The sequence below is a fragment of the Enterococcus sp. DIV1420a genome, from assembly GCF_051712165.1.
Classification (GTDB): Bacteria; Bacillota; Bacilli; order Lactobacillales; family Enterococcaceae; genus Enterococcus; species Enterococcus faecalis.
In genome coordinates this window covers 1,125,871-1,144,786 of record NZ_JBIOOI010000001.1, presented here as the reverse complement: position 1 = coordinate 1,144,786, position 18,916 = coordinate 1,125,871, and the positions used below count along the sequence as shown (strand labels likewise).

Annotated in this window: 14 protein-coding genes and 3 pseudogenes; all 17 read right to left on the bottom strand. The window is 34.9% G+C overall.

The window, feature by feature from the left end:
• Position 1 precedes the first annotated feature (1 nt).
• The 17 genes and pseudogenes from IGI80_RS05770 to IGI80_RS05690 all read right to left on the bottom strand — a co-directional run bounded on the left by IGI80_RS05770 (position 2) and on the right by IGI80_RS05690 (position 18,662).
• Positions 2–1,933, bottom strand: coding sequence for a VirB4 family type IV secretion system protein (locus IGI80_RS05770; protein WP_438722822.1), 1,932 nt, complete (start codon positions 1,931–1,933; stop codon positions 2–4).
• Positions 1,908–2,513, bottom strand: coding sequence for a hypothetical protein (locus IGI80_RS05765; protein ID WP_438722821.1), 606 nt, complete (start codon positions 2,511–2,513; stop codon positions 1,908–1,910). Before IGI80_RS05765 ends, IGI80_RS05770 begins: the two co-directional genes overlap by 26 nt.
• The gene (locus IGI80_RS05760; RefSeq protein WP_438722819.1) at positions 2,503–2,805 is read right to left on the bottom strand and encodes a hypothetical protein; all 303 of its coding nucleotides are present in this window, start codon (positions 2,803–2,805) and stop codon (positions 2,503–2,505) included. Before IGI80_RS05760 ends, IGI80_RS05765 begins: the two co-directional genes overlap by 11 nt.
• Complete coding sequence (locus IGI80_RS05755) at positions 2,802–3,164, bottom strand: hypothetical protein (RefSeq protein ID WP_438722818.1); 363 nt, start codon at positions 3,162–3,164, stop codon at positions 2,802–2,804. Before IGI80_RS05755 ends, IGI80_RS05760 begins: the two co-directional genes overlap by 4 nt.
• Positions 3,165–3,178: 14 nt before the next feature.
• A complete protein-coding gene (locus tag IGI80_RS05750; protein ID WP_438722817.1) occupies positions 3,179–5,068 on the bottom strand; it encodes a pLS20_p028 family conjugation system transmembrane protein in 1,890 nt (629 codons plus the stop codon).
• A 7-nt stretch (positions 5,069–5,075) separates the two neighbouring features.
• Positions 5,076–7,337, bottom strand: a complete 2,262-nt coding sequence (locus IGI80_RS05745; RefSeq protein ID WP_438722816.1) for a VirD4-like conjugal transfer protein, CD1115 family — start codon at positions 7,335–7,337, stop codon at positions 5,076–5,078.
• Positions 7,338–7,601 carry a hypothetical protein gene (locus IGI80_RS05740; protein ID WP_438722814.1) on the bottom strand — a complete coding sequence of 88 codons (264 nt, stop codon included), beginning with the start codon at positions 7,599–7,601 and terminating at the stop codon, positions 7,338–7,340.
• A complete protein-coding gene (locus IGI80_RS05735) occupies positions 7,598–8,353 on the bottom strand; it encodes a hypothetical protein (RefSeq protein ID WP_438722813.1) in 756 nt (251 codons plus the stop codon). The genes IGI80_RS05740 and IGI80_RS05735 overlap by 4 nt, the downstream gene beginning before the upstream one ends.
• 86 nt (positions 8,354–8,439) lie before the next feature.
• A complete protein-coding gene (locus IGI80_RS05730) occupies positions 8,440–9,918 on the bottom strand; it encodes a hypothetical protein (RefSeq protein WP_438722811.1) in 1,479 nt (492 codons plus the stop codon).
• Entirely contained in the window at positions 9,915–11,069 is a 1,155-nt protein-coding gene (locus IGI80_RS05725; protein ID WP_438722810.1) for a hypothetical protein, read from the bottom strand. The genes IGI80_RS05730 and IGI80_RS05725 overlap by 4 nt, the downstream gene beginning before the upstream one ends.
• 56 nt (positions 11,070–11,125) lie before the next feature.
• Entirely contained in the window at positions 11,126–11,338 is a 213-nt protein-coding gene (locus IGI80_RS05720) for a hypothetical protein (protein ID WP_002358223.1), read from the bottom strand.
• A 13-nt stretch (positions 11,339–11,351) separates the two neighbouring features.
• On the bottom strand, positions 11,352–11,537 hold the full coding sequence (locus IGI80_RS05715) for a hypothetical protein (protein ID WP_002358222.1): 186 nt from the start codon (positions 11,535–11,537) through the stop codon (positions 11,352–11,354).
• Between the two features lie 66 nt (positions 11,538–11,603).
• Entirely contained in the window at positions 11,604–12,506 is a 903-nt protein-coding gene (locus tag IGI80_RS05710; RefSeq protein ID WP_438722809.1) for a hypothetical protein, read from the bottom strand.
• Positions 12,507–12,533: 27 nt separating this feature from the next.
• A pseudogene (locus IGI80_RS05705) lies at positions 12,534–12,890 on the bottom strand (hypothetical protein).
• Between the two features lie 21 nt (positions 12,891–12,911).
• A pseudogene (locus IGI80_RS05700) lies at positions 12,912–13,228 on the bottom strand (PrgU family protein).
• 89 nt (positions 13,229–13,317) lie between these two features.
• A complete protein-coding gene (locus tag IGI80_RS05695; RefSeq protein WP_438722807.1) occupies positions 13,318–17,181 on the bottom strand; it encodes an LPXTG-anchored aggregation substance in 3,864 nt (1,287 codons plus the stop codon).
• 1,117 nt (positions 17,182–18,298) lie between these two features.
• Positions 18,299–18,662, bottom strand: a pseudogene (locus IGI80_RS05690) (RNA polymerase sigma factor).
• Between the last annotated feature and the right edge of the window lie 254 nt (positions 18,663–18,916).

Genomic DNA, 18,916 nt, shown 5'->3' with positions numbered 1-18,916 from the left:
TCTATGCACCACCATTGAAAAGAGCTAGCTCTTCTTCAGTAACTTGGAAAGTCATTTGAATGTTTTGATCCCCAGAAATGCTCAAAATACCTTGCGAACCTCCTACCTCTTTGCTTGTTTCAAAGGCAGGTATAAGGTTGTATTCTGTTTCTGTAAATGTATTCCCAAAGATTTTTTTTAAAAAGCCAATTGAAGTAGAATCTTGTTTTAAGAGAATTTTGTATTGAGTCAAACCAAATATTTCTTTTAGTTTATTGGCAGCTTCTACTGTATCTTTGTCTTGGGCATTGTCTGCGTTAGGAAACATACGCTGTACGCGCTGTGTTGCTAGTGCAATACCAGTGAAATACTTTCTTGCTTCTGACATCAAGGTAACAAACCATTTTGCTGCATAGGCTTTCTCAATGTTTAAAATGTTGTGACACTCGTCTACAACAACCAAACACCGAATAATGTCCCACCAATCTTTTTCGTTACGATCAAAATACCCTTTCTCACGCTTCCCTATTCGAGTAATATTTCCCATGATATGGTTTAACGCAATAAATAATTGACTGTCAAAAATTTCAGAACCTAGCTGAGAAATACCTGCTATATCAAAAAAGACAATCTGATTATCACCTAAATCAGGTACAGAAGTTTTTCCATCAAAAATATGTTTATATTGTTTCGTAAGTGGTTTCATCGTAATTTTTATTTTTTGTAAATAGCCTTTTCGTTCTTCATCAATGGTTTCTTCTACTTTTTCAAGATAGTTCATAAAGTCCGTACAAGTAGGATAAGCTTCATTCGGTAAACTTGTAATATCAATAGACGCGTCCTCTTTCCAAATACCAAAGTCAGTAAAGAAATCCCACACAATATCTTCATAAATACTAACTAATTCATCTGTTGCTGCTTTGTTCCTTATTTTGAATAAAATTCCTAACATCGAGATATGTTGAACAAACGACCCTCTTATATCTACTTCCACTGCGTCTGAATCATTCTCTGAATCTTTAGAAACAAGTGGATAAACCTGGAACATATTAATCACACCTCTTTGTCCGTCAAGTGGGATAGAAATTCCACCATACTCTTTCACAATATTAAAGAACTCTCCTGACTTATCAAACCCTCTGATATAATGTCCTTTTGCTGCATTATCACGTAGAATTTTCTTTAAAATTGTCGATTTGCCACTTCCCATATCCCCTGCTAAAAACAAGTTATAATACAATCGTTTTTTCGATTTAAAAAACAAGTCCCAATATACAACCCCACCTGTTTGTGTAAAGCCATAATAAAAACCTGTCTCGTCACTTAAAAATGTTTGGTTATGAGAAAAACCCAATCCCAACGCTTCGGCTTGGATATCCATTCCCTCACGACGATTTCTTAACTTACGCTGTTCTGATAAAGGAAGAAACATGGATTGCCACTCTTCTTTTTGTTCGCCTAAAAGCACTGTGCCATCATAACCATCCGAGTTCAATGTTCCTAAAACAATATTTACTTGCTTTTCCAACGCCTCTAGTGTTGGTTGGCTTAAGAAAATACGTATGGCGACTTTTATTATTTGTTCCCCTTGTTGCCCCATTTCAAAAGAAAGGGTACGTAAAATCTCAATTTCATTTGCTAAATCGTCTTGTTCGGTTTCTGTAGCCTTCTTCATTCGTGTCTTTAGCTCACCAATAGTATCACTAATTCCCTTTTTGTAGGCTATATCCCCATCGAGCCGTGTATCAACCATTACGATAGAATTTTCTAAACTCGTTATTTCTAGTAACCAAAATTCCGACATAATTGTTGGCGTGTCTATTACATGAATACATGTTCGATACCCATCCCCCATGCGGTTATAGAAATCCTCTTTAAATGAAATTCCTCCCTTGGGTTGTGTATCATAGATAAATTGAACATCTTCATCAATGACTATTTTCTTTCTCGTCACTTAGCATTACACCTCCAGTATTGTTTAAAAGTGCCAAAATTTTCTTTATTTGATCACGTTTTAATAATTGTGGTTCAAATAATTCCGAAAATCGTTTAATTATCGCAAAGTTCTCATTCAGTTCCTTTTCTGTTTCGCCATAGATCACTAAGTATGAAGCAAACTTTTTGTATTCTTTTTCAATATATTTCATTTTTTCCAACTCTGTTTGTAGAATACGCATTTGATTGACGTTTTTTGCTCTGTCTCTCTTGTAACGAATATACGCTTGTTGCTTCTGGTTATCTTCTGGAAAATTCATAAATATTTCTTTCAATGAACTTGCATATTGACGGTGAAAACTCCAATAATTCTCTGTAACAAAATCCGCTTTCTTTTCGTCAAGTAATTCTAAATCGTATTTTTTTGTATCTAAAAAATATGCAAAAACTTCTTTTCCTCGTATCGTAATTTTTACAGTATGTTCATTCTTAGTTCCTGCAACAGGATAGACTTTTGTCAATCGAGCTGATTCTTTGCGGACTTTTCTTGGCTTTTTTTGTTCTTGCTGTTTTCTTTGTTCTGTCGCATCAAATTTCATGTTCTTGCTCCTTTGTAGGAAGGATTGAATGGTAAGTTGTTTTGTCCTTTAAAAATAATTGAATGACCACTTGAATATTTTTTTTTGCAGGAACATTACTTGGAGATAATAAAAGATACATAGAAATAGGGTATGCTATCACATACCCTATTTCTATGATTGGTGCGACAAAAACTTTTGTTAAATAGCCGAAGCCCCACGCAGCAAAAATGATAAATACATCTTTCATATCTAATTTACCTGTTTTCACTTTTGTAATAGCTTCTTTTGGACGTTCTATCGTTTTTCTCACGAAAAACCACCTACTTTTACAAGTAATTGTCTAGGTTGTTTGTTTACAGACTTTAATACGTCTAGCGTAATAGCTATACTTTCTTGAAAACTAGAACTTTCGCTTGAATTTGACATTTTCATCAAAATATTTTTAATACCAGTTTCATATTCAGCAAGTACCTTATCAATTGATTTTCCCCATACAAGAAATTCACAACTGCTGTGTGTTGAATCAATCCCTACCGTTAAAATTTGTGAACTACTTGGCTCTTGTAGAGCTACTGAAGGAACAATAAAGCTATCGATAATTTCTTGATCTTCAAGAGCACGATACATTTTGTTTAAAAAGTACAAATAGAAAATTTTTTCTTCCTTCATAAATAAAAACCTCCTTAATCTTTGAACTGATCGCTAATTCGTTTAGAAGTAGCCTTGCTGACATCATAGACTTTGCGGGTTCTTCTCGCTGTAGTTCCACTATCTAATACACGTTTCGCTCCTTGTACATATAAACCTACCACTTTATCACCTACCGACTCTCTATCAATAGCTCTAGGCTGCATATCTCGAACCATTGCAGCTCTTCCTTCTTGACTTGCTTCTTGGACATGTTTTGGAAATTGTTTTTCACCAACCATAGGAACAGGAGGGAGTATTGGCTTTCCTTCTAATACCTTCCTAGCTTTCGAAGCGCTATTTACATTTGACAATGGAGTATTCGGATTTACGCCTAAATCAGCCAGCACTTTTTTATTTTGCATGGCTTGCTGTTTAGGGTTCCGTATAGGTGCAGCAGGTTTTTTCAATTTGCTTAGACTTTTTTGCATTTCTTTTGTTGGTTTAGCAGGTCTTGTTGCTTCATTTTCATGAACTTTTGATAATGGACTGTTTTGATTCAAGTTTGTCGGATTCATTCCAATATTTCCGCTACTTTCTTGAGTATTCACCGACTTACTTCCTTTATTTTGAGAATTATCGTTACTTGTGTTAGCAACTTTCTTATTAGATAAATCAGGTGTTCCTGTAGGTGTTGCTTGGTTTTTATACGGCTTAAACCCATCAATTAACCCTTTCATTCCACCGCCAACGTAAGCCCCAGTACGAGCAATTTTTCTAGCTCCTCGATAGGCAGATTTCGGCGTGTTTTTTATCATACTTCCTGCAGTTTTTGCCAATCCTTTTCCTGCAATTGACCCTTGTGTAACAGCCATTACACTACGGCCCACACTAGATAACCCTGCATCAATGCCAAACAGTTGCTCAACAAAGTTCGGTCCGTCGATAACTAACCAAGCTCCTGCAGCTACAGCAATTCCTTTTGCTAGACTAGAAATATCTGCTTGTGCAACAAAACCACTCCACAAATCAAAGATATTAATTAGAAACATAACCATGTACAAAACAACAAAAGTGTCTCGAATTTTTAGAACTAATTGTTTATTTCGTTTTCCGTCTTTTAGGTCAGTTAAACTAATTCCCATCGTTAGCAAATACAACAAACCTAGCTCATTAATCATTCGTGCTGCTTTAAACATCACAAAGAAATACACAATTAGCTTAGTGAATAATTCTAGTGTGATTAACCACGGATGCCACGAATACCGATAATAGGCAGGATCGCCAATGCTCCAGAAACTTTTCATGTCTGCTACTTCTGGTTTTCCATCAACCATTACTACCTGCTTTGTCAATAGGTCTCTGCCCTTTTTACTAAGAGGAGATTCGTTAAACAACCAATTGCTTGTATCAACCTTTTCAGATATATTCAGTAGTTCAATATCCACTTTTTTATCAATATCATTTTGTGTATCTGTTGATTTCCATTCATTTTTATCAACAGTGTACAAATCAGTAATATTATTTTTAAATACTTCCGTACTTGCGCTACGCTCATTTGTTAGTAGTTTTGTTCCTGCTCCTACCAATCCTGCTCCTTGTTGTAGCCCCCAAGGAAGCAAGACAAGAATGGTCATAGCAAGAATAACACTCTCTACAAAAACATTTTTATCTGTTTTCTTAATTGACATAATTCGATAGCCAAAATAGGCAACTGCAATGGCGCCAATTGCCAAAATAATCGGCTGATACGTATCAATCATTTCTTTAATCGGTTTGTAGTTATAAAAATCAATTAACTTATAAACTTCTTTTGTCATGCCTGAAACACTATCTACTGTCCATGCAATCCCTTTCAAAAGCACAAAACCTAAATCTCTAAGTGAATCCATAATCCATGAAGCAATGTGTAATAAGTCTCTGAATTTTAATAATTCTTCTTTCATGGAACATTCACTCCTCGTTTACACTGCCTTTAAAAGCAATAAAAGCGGCTTTTAGATTAGGCCTATATTCTGTGTTACAGAAGTAGCGTAATTGATTTTCATCTGTAAAAGTTGATAATTTTTCTTTTTCATTCTCTGACAGATTATCTTTATAAGCCGCCAAAAAGAATTCTTCAAATACGGATTCACCTAATTGCTCTCGTAAAGTTGGCTTGATATTTGTATCAAGTGAAACACTATCGATTGCAGCTACTTGTTCTGCCATATATCGTTCCTCCTCTTTTTCTTGTCTTTTTTGTTGTTGCTCTTCTTTTGAGGGAATCCTTTGATCATTTTCATTTACTTCGTATTCATCCCACTTCACAATATAATCAACTAAATCGATGGAGGAATGCTGTTCCTTCGATAATTTCAATTCAGTTAAATCCTTCTCTCCATCAAAACGAGGAAGTAAATACTCATAATGAAATCTCATTTCTGTTCCATCGTTCACATTTGCAAAAATCGGATAGGGTGTAATCTTTTGACCACGTAAATCTCGACGCATTTTCGTACGATCAACGACCCACTCGCCTTCTTTTAAATCTCTAAGTTCATTAGCCGTTAACAACTGTCGTCCATCTTCACGTTCGCCAAAACTCTTATCTATACTCATTGGATCACCATGTCGATCTGGTGCAATCACTGTTTTTTCTCCTAATTTTTTGGCAAAGTAGTCCGCATCGTCGTATTCATCAGACATGATATAAATTTGATTCCCACAAGCAGCTGTGATAGCCTTACTCATTTTATCGCCATACTTATCATCAAGCTGCGCATAAGATTGAATAACCAAGTGATAAATAAGATTTCGACCTAATCCGACGTTCATGCTACGACTAAGCCCATCAATTGGTGGAATATTGGCCGCTTCTTCTAATAAGTAACGGACTCTACGCTTAACACCTTTACCTGTCAATGTTGCTCGTTCTGCTAATACTTCATTTACTTGCGACAAAAAGGTAGAGATAATACTGTAGTTACTATCGTTCCAGTCAGGATAAACAATAAATAAAGCGATTGGTTTTTCGCCATATCCTAAATCTTCTAAATTAAAGTCACTATCTAATGTCAACCGTGCAATGGCATCATACGTATAATTCTTTAGTTTGGCCATCGTTCCTGTAAAAATACCACTACGCGTAATCCCTTGTGAGAATTTGATTGTGCCATATTGTTTTCTTGCAACACTTGTTGGCGGTAAATCATTGAAAAATGTATCAAGAGCGGTATTCCCTTTTTCATCAGGGTATGCCCCTAATTCTTCTAACATACTTGTTACTGCATACATATTGATAATTTGCGTTTGCTTGGTTTCAATCCCAATTTCACAAATTGCTAAAATAAGCGCATTTAACAAAGAAATACTTGCTTCTTCCCACATCGGTTCTTTCGCATTTGGATTATGATACAAACTAAAAGACAAACTATTTGCCAACATTTGGGCTTTTGTTGTATCTCCTTTTAAATAGGCTTGTTTCACTAAATCTAAAGGATTATAATGAATCCCATTGGTAGGTTCGACCAAATTTAAGCAATACACGTCATAGCCAAATTTTTCAAAGGAATCCTTTGTGTTCATTAACATATCCCCTTTTAAGTCATTTACAATCACGGAATCTTTTTCTTTTGCACGCATAATTAAATCCAAGAATGGATAAGAAAACAAAGACGTTTTCCCTGATTGTGTCCCACCAATTGTTGCAGAGTTGGTATTTTTACGATCAATATAGACAAATGTTTTTTTGACTTTCTTTCCTTTTTCTCGAACTGTTTCTACAGTAGTTGCTACAGGAATCCCTGAACTTCCTTCATATTCCTTGTCGTCTAAAGCAACCTTAACGTATTGCTGGTCTAATTCTTTTTTTGTTGTAAACCGTTCCGACCCTTTGGTTTTCAGGTTTATATCTTTAAAGGCTATTCGTATTTCATAGAGCTTGATAAGCATTTTTCCTAGAAGAATGCCGATCGCTCCCCCATAACAAAAATAAACCCAAAAACCACCTAGTTTTTTCGGTATGAAAAACCATGATAGAGAAAAAGCGACAGGAAATTGCTTTCCTGTCGCTGCATATTCTTTTATTCTACCGATAATTCCCTCTAAAGAGAGAATAAAGTTAAAAATTAAATTAACTCCTAAAAAGATAATCATTGTAAAAACAAACCCAAAAATGATTAGCATGTACGGTTTTGCTAGAAACTTTTTCCATTGTTTGTATTCTTTGTTCACTTACACATCATCCTTTCTTCTCCATGTCCATTTTGAGAAGAAATCAACCACATAGGGAACTTCCACGTATATACAGAAAACACTTGCTACTATTGGTAACAGATAAAGAAGCTCTTTATCAACAATAAGAGAAGAGACACAAACAAGCACAGAGAAACCACTACAAATTAAGTAAGCAATATGACTACCGATTGACTCTCCTTCAGAGGGCAAACTAACACAAACTAATAAACTAACAAAAAATAGAGGAAATATCATATTCATTTTCCCACCTCATTTCTAAGAGCGTCTGTTTGGTCCATTATTCTTTGAGGAAATAACTGTTCTTGGCTTACCTTAAAATAAAAAGGAGTAAACCGTATCCGATAAACTACGAGCAACTGCTTTTGTGTAACTTCCCCTCCCCATTCACTTCCTACGTCTGGTAAAAATTGTTGTTCAGTTTCTTTTTTTTCACATTTTAACCTTACTGGTTTCAAGTACCGATACCATTCAGAATTTAATCGCCACGCTGTTTCTTCAAATGCTTCATTTGTTTTATAAAGTGGGAAAATACCCTTCCTCAACTTTTCATTTTCTAGCTCAACTATCCGTCGAATAAAAAGATACATTATCATCGCAATTACAATGGTTTCCATTTGTTGACCAAATTGGTTAATTGGTAATGTTCCTAGACCAATCAATCCACCAATCAGGTAATTAGAAAATATCTTTTTGCTAGTCTTTTCAATTAAGACGTCAAAAGCTTCATCGTTATTTATCTTCAAACTAAGCATATAAGCAAATATCCCTAAAAAGAAAATCATGCTAATGATAGGAAAAGCGTGGGAAAACATTTCAGGCTTTGCTAGATTCCCTTTAGTATCTTTCACCGAAAAATAAATGGTACTTCCTAGATACTGCCAACCATGAAAAGCAGCGATACCCAGACTAAGAAAAAAGACTAATTTTGTTCCTTGTAAAAGAATCGTTCGAATCAGTAGTAAAATAAATTGATTCTTCGCCAATTTATCCATCTTTTTTTCCACCTCTATTTCCTGCAGTAATCAGTGTATGCTTGTTTTTTAAAGATATAAAAAAATTATCTTTCCCCTTGCTGCTTCTATTCTTGCGTTGCATTTTCTGAAGAAACAGGTGTTTTAGTTTCTTGTGTCTGTTCATCAGCTGACACACCCTTTCCAGTTTCTTGTGTCTGAGCGGGTGCAGAGTCGGCTGCTTCAATCACTGGTAATTGATTAAAATCTTCAACAACCGCTTGTACCGATTCATTTTGTACGTTTGCTTGCTCATTTAATGATTCAACTGATTGCTGCGCATTTGCCAATTGTTCTTGTGTTGCTGGTTGACTAGCCGTATTTAATTGTTGTTCAATTTTTTCTTGATTATTTTGAACATGTACAGCAGCTGCTTCTGCATGAACAACTTCTCCTTGAAGATTTGTTGCTACTTCCTGATTTTCCTGAGCCTGATTAATTGCATTTGCCACTTCATTTTTAGCCGTCTCTGCTTGAGGGTTCAGTCCTTCATCATAGTATTGTTTAATTTCATTCAATGATTGATCCGTTTCTTTCGCTTCAGACAAAACTTTTTCTGCTGTATTCGTTGCTTCATTTGCGTTGGTTTGTGCTGTTTTTATTTCTGTAACTTTCTGTTGTAGTTGAGTATAGGTTTCTTGATATAAGGTCTGATTTACTGGAAGCACTTCATTCGTATCTGTGATTAGCTGTTTAATCTGAGTCGACAGCTGATTGTATTCCTCTACAAGTGAAGCGACTTCTGCCCAATAGGTATTTGCTTTTTCTGTATTTTGATTTGTTTTTTCTTTAATTCTTGTCAAGGTATCTAATTTTTCTTTTACACCTTCCAAGCGTTGATTGATTTTTTGTGCTTCTTCTGTAGTAGTCTTTAATTTTTCTTTTGCTCGATCAGTTAGCCCTTCTACATCTGGTTTTGGCTCTACTGGATCAGTTGGTACAGGTGGAACTGGCGGTACTGGAATATCAGGAATTTCTGGAGTTTCTGGAACGATAGGAATATCTGGTTTATTCGGTGTATCTTTTGGTTCGACTATTTCATCTTTTTTAACATCAGATAACACATTTTTTTCACCCACACTTGGTTTTAATGAATGTGATAGAAGAGTATTCGTAGGAGTATCAGTCAATGCAAGCATTTTTTCTTGCTCTTTGGCTGCTCTGTCTGCTCGCAATACTTCTTTTTCTTCCTGTTTTGTAATAGCTTTTGCTAACTGACCTAACAAACTAGTTTCTTTTCTAGGAAAAACAGTCTCAACAGCAGAAGCCTCATCACCAATGTCAACTGTAGCTAAAGGATCTTTTCTTTTATCTTTTGTGTTCTTCTCTGTTTTTTTATTCTTTTCCTTTTCGGTCACTTGCTTTTCCCATGATCTGTTTGTTTTCTTAACTGGTTGTTTACCTTGTTTTTCTACAGATTCAGACTGTATTTCTTTTTTTTCAGTCTGTTTATAAGCTGCATACGTCCCTGCACTGCCCAATAAAAGGACAGAACATAAGCCAATCAAAAGATATTTTTTTCTTTTTTTCTCTGTTTGTTCACTCATTTTGTATCACTCCCGTTATTTTTTCCTAGTAATTGTAGGTTTGACTCCCACATATGATAATTTTCTTCTGCTTCCTCTCGTTCTTTAGAACTCAAATTTGCATTTTTCTTGTCCTCATCGTACTTTTTAAGGAGGTTTAGAATACTTTTAGCTACATCAATATCTTCTGCTAGTTCTGCATTCTGTAGGGTCTTATTGATAGATTCTGCCTTCCCTACGTCTTTACTTCTAAGAGCTTTGTACGCTAAATCTACCTGCTTTTTGTTAATCTGATTTGCTAATAGTTCGCTTTTAATTTCTTTGTTAATCAAAGTGGCTTCTTCTATCTTTCCTAGTTTTAAAAAAGCATATCCTTTCATTGCTAAAACTGCCTTATCTTGAGGAATTTTTTGTGTGGTCGTCACTTTTCCCCAATTTTCTTCAAGAAAGGCTAAATAAAAAATAGCTAAGGGACGTTTAGACACCTTAGCTATTTCTCTTAATTCATTTTTATTTTTGTCCTCAAAAAGAGAGGTTAGGACTTCTTCTTCCTTATCAGGATACTTTTCTATCAGCTGTACATAGTCTTTTTCTTTTAATAGTGTTTGATACTCACCTTTACTTTTAGCTACACTGTGAGATTGGCTACTTCCATACGTCATATAAATATACATACCTCCACTAAAAAAGAAAAAGATAGTTAAAATCACTATCAAAACAGGACGATTATGTCTTTTCCTTTCATCGAAGATTGTATTCAGCGCTTTTAAAGAAAATTTATGGTGTTTTTTTCCTTCTGTGTCAGCCATTTGCTTAGTCGAGGGTTCAGTTCCTTCTAAACGTGCTTCTTCTGCTTTGTAAGCTTGTTCAATATAAGCCAAACCCTTTTGCTTCTCCTCGTCACTTGAGCTTGGAAAACTCGTTTTAAACAAAGTGTCTATCAGTAATAGAAAATTACTTGCTTCTTCAGATCCAACCTCAAATTCTGCTAAAAAAATACTGTCATCCTTTTCAGATTCAAAAATTTCTATGGCTACCAGTCGACGAACCTTTCCTAATGGAACATTTCTAGCTACCTCTTTCAATTTTTCATCTGCTTCATGTAAAGTATAACGTGTTTTTTTAGGAAAAAGCTTCACTAATTTACCTGTTGCGTGAAATTGTACTTCCATGCCTACCCTCCCTTCTTTCAAAATAAAAACTCCTCATTTTATAGTAACTAAAAAGCTTATTGAAGAAATCGAATAATGGCTTCTGCACCCATTACTACAAGGAAACCGATCCCCACGTTTTTCATACCGTCTTGTGCTTCTTCAATTTTTTGTCTATTTTTTGTCATGTAATGATAGCCCATAATTGCCAACATCACCGCTCCGTATGCACCTGCTCCACCTTGAATTGCTCGTAACACAAATGTCGCTTTCTCAACAAAATAATCCATTTATACTCTCCTCCTAATAATTATTATGTGTGCTTGTTTTAGCCGATTGCTTTAATGCATCTAAAATTGCTTCCTGATTTTCATCAAATACTTCATCATATTTGCTTGCTAACCATTCGTCAAAATTTTTCCCTTTCGCTTCAAGTAGTAATTTTGCCATGGTTTTCTTTTTATTTAATTCCTTTTGTGTGATAGCCATTCTCTTTCAGCTCCTTTTCTTCTGTAATTATTTTTCTGAAACATTTTTTCTACTTCCTGCAATTACTTAGATATGGTACCTAATTCGTTTTTTCCTTACACGCTTTTGTTCTTTTCTTTGTTCCTTGACTATTTTTTCTTCCGTAATGTTCGGGGTCACTTTTTTATATTCAATTCCTGCAAAAGGTGTGAGCTTTTCAAGTTCAACATAATAGCTTTGCGCGTCTACTTTTTTGACCCACATTTTTTTTACGCCATATCCTTCCCATAAATAGCCCAATTCACGTAATCCATAACGAAATTCATACCCATTTTCAATCCCAATATAGTAATAAGAAAGGAACGTAGGCGATATTACAGGGCGAATAAGAAAATTATCTTTAGAACCATACCTTAAAAGAACCTGTACTTCTTGCTCTGCAAGAGTTTGAGTAGCGACTTCTTTTTGCCAAGTATGACTAACCGTAAACCAATGAAAACCTCGCTCTTTTAATTGATTTTTAAATAATCTTCCGTCTTTCACAATAACCATTCGCCTTTGAATATCCTCAATTTCTGGAATTTCCCAGTTAGAAACTTCCCCAAAATATCTTTGTAAACCTCTACTATCCCCTGCATCCACTTCGTCTAAAACATCGGTGAGTTGAAGTAAATTCATTGCAACTGCTGTGACATACAATTTCTGTAATCGTTCATAAAATGGTTTCTCATGTCCTGACGTTCTTGTATCTTCATATTCCACATGATGAGCCACCTCATGCAAACAAGTAATTAACAAAAACCTTGGTTCCCTTGATAAATTAAAGATTTCTATCAATCGCTCTTGTCTTTTATAATGAGCATGTTTGCTTGCCAGCTCTTTAGGACGAATGCGTATAAAATAACTTAAATAGTTTTTGTAATTATCAGGATAGGCATACTTTAAAACTGTATCGAGCGTCCCTTTGATTAATCCTTCGTCCTTACTCACTTTATAACCTCCTTTTAGTAACCAATTTCAAAAGAAATCCCAATCGTCTAAGTGTCGTTGGTCTTCTGGCATGTTTGCTAATTCTTTCCAATAAGCATCTTCTAAAACGTCTAACATGAATCATTTTATTTCTTGTTGTTTTTCCTCTAGTTCACGTACATTACGTATGTCATTCGTATTTAAAGACCGCTTGTTTGTTTGCACGTTGATTATTTCTTTTAATGTTTGTTTCTTGAAAGACCTATCATAAAAACAGCGTTTTAGTGTGATTTTTTGTGTTTCTTTGTTTAACCAAACATCCGCAAATTCCAACGAATTTAGCCTATTTAATAGACTGTAACCAGAAAATAAAATCAAACAACTTAGAATAATCGATACATACATTGGCTTTTCTTTCTCCTTTACTTATGCCTTTAACGTTTCGCCGAAGATCTCTTCAAAAGTCCCTCTATTAATGGGCGTTTTGATAAAAAAGACAGGCACATTGATTCTGCCTAAATTTGGTTTCACATAGATACTTTTTTCTGGATATACTTCTAATGCCAAAGATTTTCCATTTTTAATGATATTCAACGTGGTGATCTCTTGAATGTTTTCTTCGGTAATTTGTTTTACCACATTTCCATTGCACGTATATTTTTCAATCGAACTTTAACTAACTTACCTGTGTTTCCTCTCCACTGTAAGGTCAAATCTTTTTCTTGGATGGCAATTTCTTTCATCCCCTTTGCCTCTTTCTAATACTGCTTCCAATTTTTCCCTCCATAACTAAAAAAGAAGGACAAGCAATTCGTCCTCTTTTCATCTTCAATTATTTTGTTTCTTTTCTACGTTTAAAGCCTGAGCCTGCTAAGCCAAGCATTGCGGCTAAACTACCAGCTACCGTTAATAAGACATTTTGTTTTTCGCCTGTTTTCGGCAATTCTGGCACCACACTTGCCTTTTCTACCACTAATGGCTCTACTGGTGCTTGCGGTGTTTTTGGTGTTGGTGGTACAATCACTGTTTTTTCTGGTGGCGTTTGTGGTTTTTCTGGCGTATGCGTCACTACCGTATTAGTTTTAATCTTCTCATTGTTGAAAGATTCTTCGATTGTGTTGTAAACGTCTCCTGCCGCAATTCGTTCTACACCAATGAACGCTTTCCATGAGTGCGCAACGTGTTTGTTTTCTTTTAGATTCATCGCATCCAAAAAGGCTTGACTGGCCGTGATTTTCACTACCCCTTGTTCAAAGGTCATCGTGAACAGTTTCGAAATGTCGTCCCCTTTATTCACTTTAGTTCCGTCTGCTAAGACAAACGCAGAATTGGCAAACACAGACCATTGGCCACTAAATTTGTCATGTTTTACGTCTAGTTTATCGCTAATCGACCATTCTTCCACAACACCAGCGTATTCTGCAGAAATGTCACTACTTGTAAATTCATAGAAGAATTTCTCCCCTAATTTGATTGTAGCGCCATTTTGACTTTGTTTGTCACCGACTTTAATAACCACGTCTTTTTTAGGGTTCACTTTTGGAATATGGTTGACAACGGTATTTGTTTTAATTCGTTGACCAAATGTATTTTGTTCCGCTGAATTATAAACATCACCAGAAACATTGGCTTTGACTTTTGTAGGGAGCGTTACACGCAATTCTTGCCCACCATACGCTAAAATAAAGGCTTGTGGGTCTTTGGCAGAGATTGTCACCGTGCCTTTGGCATCGTCCCAAGAGATCGTGAACTGGTTCGTAATGTCTCCCCCTTTAGAATCTTTGACACGAAGTAAGTCTTTGATTGGTGTCACTTTCGTTTCGTCGTAATCATCGAAGAAAGAAACTCCTGTCGCAAGATCGACTGTGTCAAAAGCAAAGTCTTTATCGTACCCTTTTAAGTCCCACGTCATTTCATAAGAAAGAACATCACCACGAGCAACTTTTCCATGGTTAATATCTTCCCCTTTCTTGTTATGAACGGCTTTGGTTGGTTTTGGATCATCAGGTGTATGCGTCACCACCGTATTAGAACGAACAAGTTCTTTGTTGTAGTTTTCTGTTTGCGTATTTTCTACGTCACCTGTTTTGATCCGTTCGACTTCCAGATACACAGACCAAGCTTGTTTGCCTACTTTATTGCTTCCTTCATTTAACGCTGCTAATAATGCTTGATTCATTGTAAACGTCAAGTCTTTATTGTCTTTGTTTTCTAAAAGAATATAGGCAGAAATATCTGTTCCTGCTTTTAACGTTTTGTCCCCTACTTTAAGGTCATAGTTTGTAATAGCGTGCCATTTACCTGTGAAACGATCATGGGTCGTGTCCAAGACATCATTCATGCCCCATTCTTCGGTAATTCCGCCATAGTTAGCTGGACGTTCGGAAGATTTCACTTCATAATAAATTTTTGTTTGTAACGGAATATCTTTGTCATGTAGAGAAACACTGCCAACTGTACCGTTTTTATCTGCTTTTACATCTTTGGAAGGATTACTACCCGGCACATGGTTAATCACTGTATTTGTTACCGTTTCACCATCGTTTGTTAATTGAACAGCGGTATTTTCAAAATCACCTTCTACATTTTTCACTACAAACGGCAAGACAAGTAAATATTTATACCCCATCGCTAAGACAACGGAGCCGTCTGCGTTGGTTTTCATCATTGCTGTGACGGTGTTTTGATCTAAATTAAGATCATAAGAAGCGGTCACGTCTTTGGCTTTTCCTGAATTAATTGCTGCAGCAACAGCTTTTAAGTCTTTTTCGTTCAGACTTGCGTCTGCTTGATAAACTTTCACTTTGGATAAATCAATTGTCACTTTTTCTGCATCAAAGGTATCCCGAATTCCTTGTTTTGTTACTGTTTTTGGATCTACTTTAGCAAGTTCTGTTGTATCCCCTGTCACAATGTATTGTAAAGAATCGCCACGTTTCACATTTAAATCATTGATATTTTTCTGACCATCAGTGACTTCTTTATTCGGAACAAGAACAGGAACCACATTGGCTTTGTATCGATTGAATTCAATCGTTGCTTTTTCTGGTTGCTTTGGACGTCCTTTTTCTTGATAAGGCGTAATTGATTTTACTTTTAAATCCGTATTAAATGCGAACCACATGGAATTTCCGTCATACCCTGGATTGTTAACAATTTCATTACCGAAAGTGAATTTAATTCTATTTGGTGTTGAAATAACAGTTGCGCCAATATATTCTTTGCCTTGAACTGCTTCCCAGTCACTTATTGAAATCCCATTCGTCCCTACATCAATATCCGTTTTAGAATAAACTTTATTTCCATGACGAGCTACTTTTGATCCATTAATTTCATGAACAGTATCCGTGTTTCCTACTTTTACGAACTCATACGTAATGTTTTCACCACGTGAATTTAATGAAGCACCTGAAAATACAAATGGATTCTCTTTCGTTGGCAAGATTTCTTTTCCATCTTCTCCAAAGAAGCGAACGAGCATTTCAATCTCAGCACCAGCCTTCTTTGTACGAGGGTCAATGTTAATTCCATAGACAATTGTGGCCACTGGATCATCATGTAAGAAAGCATTCAATCGACCTTTTGAATCAGGTGTTGCCTTCACTGTATATTGAAATTCAGCACTAGCAATTTTTTTACCCAAATAACTAGCATTCAAATTGCCATAGGTAATAGTTACTGGTTGATTTTTGTGAAGAACAACCAATGTTCCTCCTGCACCGTTATTATAATAAAAATGTGCTTTTTTCGAGTCTTTAGTTGTTAACCCGCTTGAATCTACACTAAGCATACTGATAAGTAATTTTTTATCTTTATGTTTATCAGTTAGTTTTTTAGCGTCTATATATTCTGCAGCTTTTACAGAAACAACTTTGGAATTTTTTGTTGCTTCACGATCGAAAATTAGCGTTTTATTTACTGGTTTTGCTACATAGCCATTTTCATTTTTATGTTTGTTGTATTCCGCTACTTCTTTCTCATAGCGTTCTTTTTCTGCTTTGTTTTTTGCCGCAATTTCTGCATTTTCTTTGGCAATTTTTTCATTTTTGGCTTTTAATTCAGCTGCTTGTTGGGCAATCTTTTTCGCTTGTTCTTTTTGTAGTTGGTCTACTTCTTTTTCTTTTGCAGCTAAATCTTTAGAAGAAACGTTGCCTAAGTCTTCTGCTGGTTTTTCAACGACGGTAATGTTCGGATCTTTTTTCGCTTCATCAACTGTTTTGTCAACGTCTGGTGTTTCAAATTCTTTAGGAATGGTCGTTGATTTGTTGGCTTCATTTTCAGCTGGCGCAACTTCTGTTGGCTGACCTAGAGGTTCATTGGTTGTTTTAGGGCTGACTACTGGTTGTTCTTGTGCTGATTTTTCTGCTTCTGCTGTTGATTGTTGCACGTTTGTGGTATTATTTGGAGTAGCTAAACTTTGTTCAGCTCCATTTTTTTCAGACGCTACTTCTTCTACTTTGGTCGGTTGAGAAATAGTGTCTTTTTGTACTGTTGCTTCAGATACTGTCTGCGGATTGTGGTTATCAGGTTGAATCAATGTTGTTTCTGGTTGCGTATCTAATTCCGCGGCTTGCACATTATTTGTAGCTAATCCTACAGCTCCTAACACAATTAGAAAAAGAATAGGGACAGTTACCCAGCGTTTCTTAGCTTTATATGTCTTATATCGTTTTTTTGCTTTCATTTGTTGCTTCATGAATCATTCTCCTCGTAAAAATGTTTTTTATTTTATAGGCAACGATTCCTCCTGCATGGATCACGTACACAATCCATCCTTCTCTCCCCTTTTTTGACAAATATTTTACTTTATGCTATAAAATTAGTAATTTGACATATATTCTTTTCACTCTTTTAAGCTACCTAATGTAGGTAGCTTTTTTTTACTAGTCCTTTTTTCTGAACAACATTCTGTAGAATATTTAATTTCGAGAGATAGTTAGCTTTTTATTTTTACTTATTCTTGTCTACACCTTAAAGATGAATCGTTTAACACCTTTAAAATAAAGCCCCCTATCCAATGACTGATGCTCCATTATTAATTACAGAATGTATACTTCATTCAACAAATCTTTTCTATTACTTAAAGATTTATATTAACAACTATAATCATAATCATCAGTTCAAAGGTTATAGTCTCTTATGTTAATTTATTAAATACAGAGTAAACATTGGTGCTTAGCATAAAAAAACGTATATACCGTATTTTATATTTTCAAAAGGGACTCCGGTCTCTCTTTTTTACTAAACCATAATCATTTAGATTTTTTTAGAAAAGAACATGATTATGAGTAATGAAATAGTTAATATAAAAACAATTCGAGAAACTAAAAAACATACTGCAAATGAAATCTCTAAATATACAAAATTAAGTGCTTAAAAACTAAACTTATATGATGCTTTTTGTCTTACTTAATTTACTCTTAAAAATAATTCTTAAGCAGCTACTTTTGTCAAAAGCACATAGGAATTTCACCTCTCCCCAAGTTTACGGCGAGCCTTACGGAAGTATCATTATCCCAACTTCAAATCATCACTTTTTATTGACTATAAAAATTATTTTAGAATATTTATCGCTCTTTCTTTACGATAAGAGATCATGGCGCAACTAAAATATGCTCCTTGAAGTGTTAACGTACTGCTAGAATTTATTTAATTTTCAATGATCTATAAATTTTCTACTAAAAAGATTTTCTAATTTCTCATGAATTAGAAAATTATTTTAGAGAAAAAATTGAAAGGGGAATTTTTAATTAGTTAACTATAAATTTCAATATAGATTCTGAAAATTTATATCTCCCTCAATTTATACTCTTCTACATAGGTAATAAACTGACCACTTCATTAAATCCATTCATACTCATGTTGAGAATTTTACCGATTTCAGTATCATTAAAACTTGCAAAATAATAAAATAAATTTTTTTATATCCAATAACTGGATTGGCTATTGATAACTTTTTGTTTGAAATTAATATCTCCATTCCAAACAAGAAATAGATATCTTGCTTAGCAAAATGAGTAAGGGTACTAAGCTTCACTTGAGACGTTCAATAGTTCCTCATTTTCTTTTATTCTAGTGTTTCGTTTTCGAATAGATTTAGCTCATTTCGTAATACTTTTTTACTATAGGTATTAAATTAGTATTTTATAAATATCTTAATTTTGTTGCATGATAAATATGCTCCTTTTTCCCCTTTCCACTAATACAACAATCAGAGAGTGCCTTTTTTTCGAAAAAGCTAGAAAAATAAAAGACACATAGTTTTTATCTACATGTCTTCCGTCAAAAACAAATTATTTTTTCTCAAAGCATATTTAGCTTTTAATTGATTATTCCGTTTCATATCGTCTAAATTTCCTGATTAAAACTTTATTACGATGTTATAAAGAAGGATAATTAAAATAGTATCTAGCAAGATAAGTTTGGGAAAC

Bases quoted from the DNA above. Each gene is read 5' to 3' on its own strand.
- IGI80_RS05765 (WP_438722821.1), bottom strand. From the start codon at position 2,513: ATGAAATTTGATGCGACAGAACAAAGAAAACAGCAAGAACAAAAAAAG.
- IGI80_RS05755 (WP_438722818.1), bottom strand. From the start codon at position 3,164: ATGAAGGAAGAAAAAATTTTCTATTTGTACTTTTTAAACAAAATGTAT.
- IGI80_RS05750 (WP_438722817.1), bottom strand. From the start codon at position 5,068: ATGAAAGAAGAATTATTAAAATTCAGAGACTTATTACACATTGCTTCA.
- IGI80_RS05740 (WP_438722814.1), bottom strand. From the start codon at position 7,601: ATGAATATGATATTTCCTCTATTTTTTGTTAGTTTATTAGTTTGTGTT.
- IGI80_RS05735 (WP_438722813.1), bottom strand. From the start codon at position 8,353: ATGGATAAATTGGCGAAGAATCAATTTATTTTACTACTGATTCGAACG.
- IGI80_RS05730 (WP_438722811.1), bottom strand. From the start codon at position 9,918: ATGAGTGAACAAACAGAGAAAAAAAGAAAAAAATATCTTTTGATTGGC.
- IGI80_RS05725 (WP_438722810.1), bottom strand. From the start codon at position 11,069: ATGGAAGTACAATTTCACGCAACAGGTAAATTAGTGAAGCTTTTTCCT.
- IGI80_RS05720 (WP_002358223.1), bottom strand. From the start codon at position 11,338: ATGGATTATTTTGTTGAGAAAGCGACATTTGTGTTACGAGCAATTCAA.
- IGI80_RS05715 (WP_002358222.1), bottom strand. From the start codon at position 11,537: ATGGCTATCACACAAAAGGAATTAAATAAAAAGAAAACCATGGCAAAA.
- IGI80_RS05695 (WP_438722807.1), bottom strand. From the start codon at position 17,181: ATGAAGCAACAAATGAAAGCAAAAAAACGATATAAGACATATAAAGCT.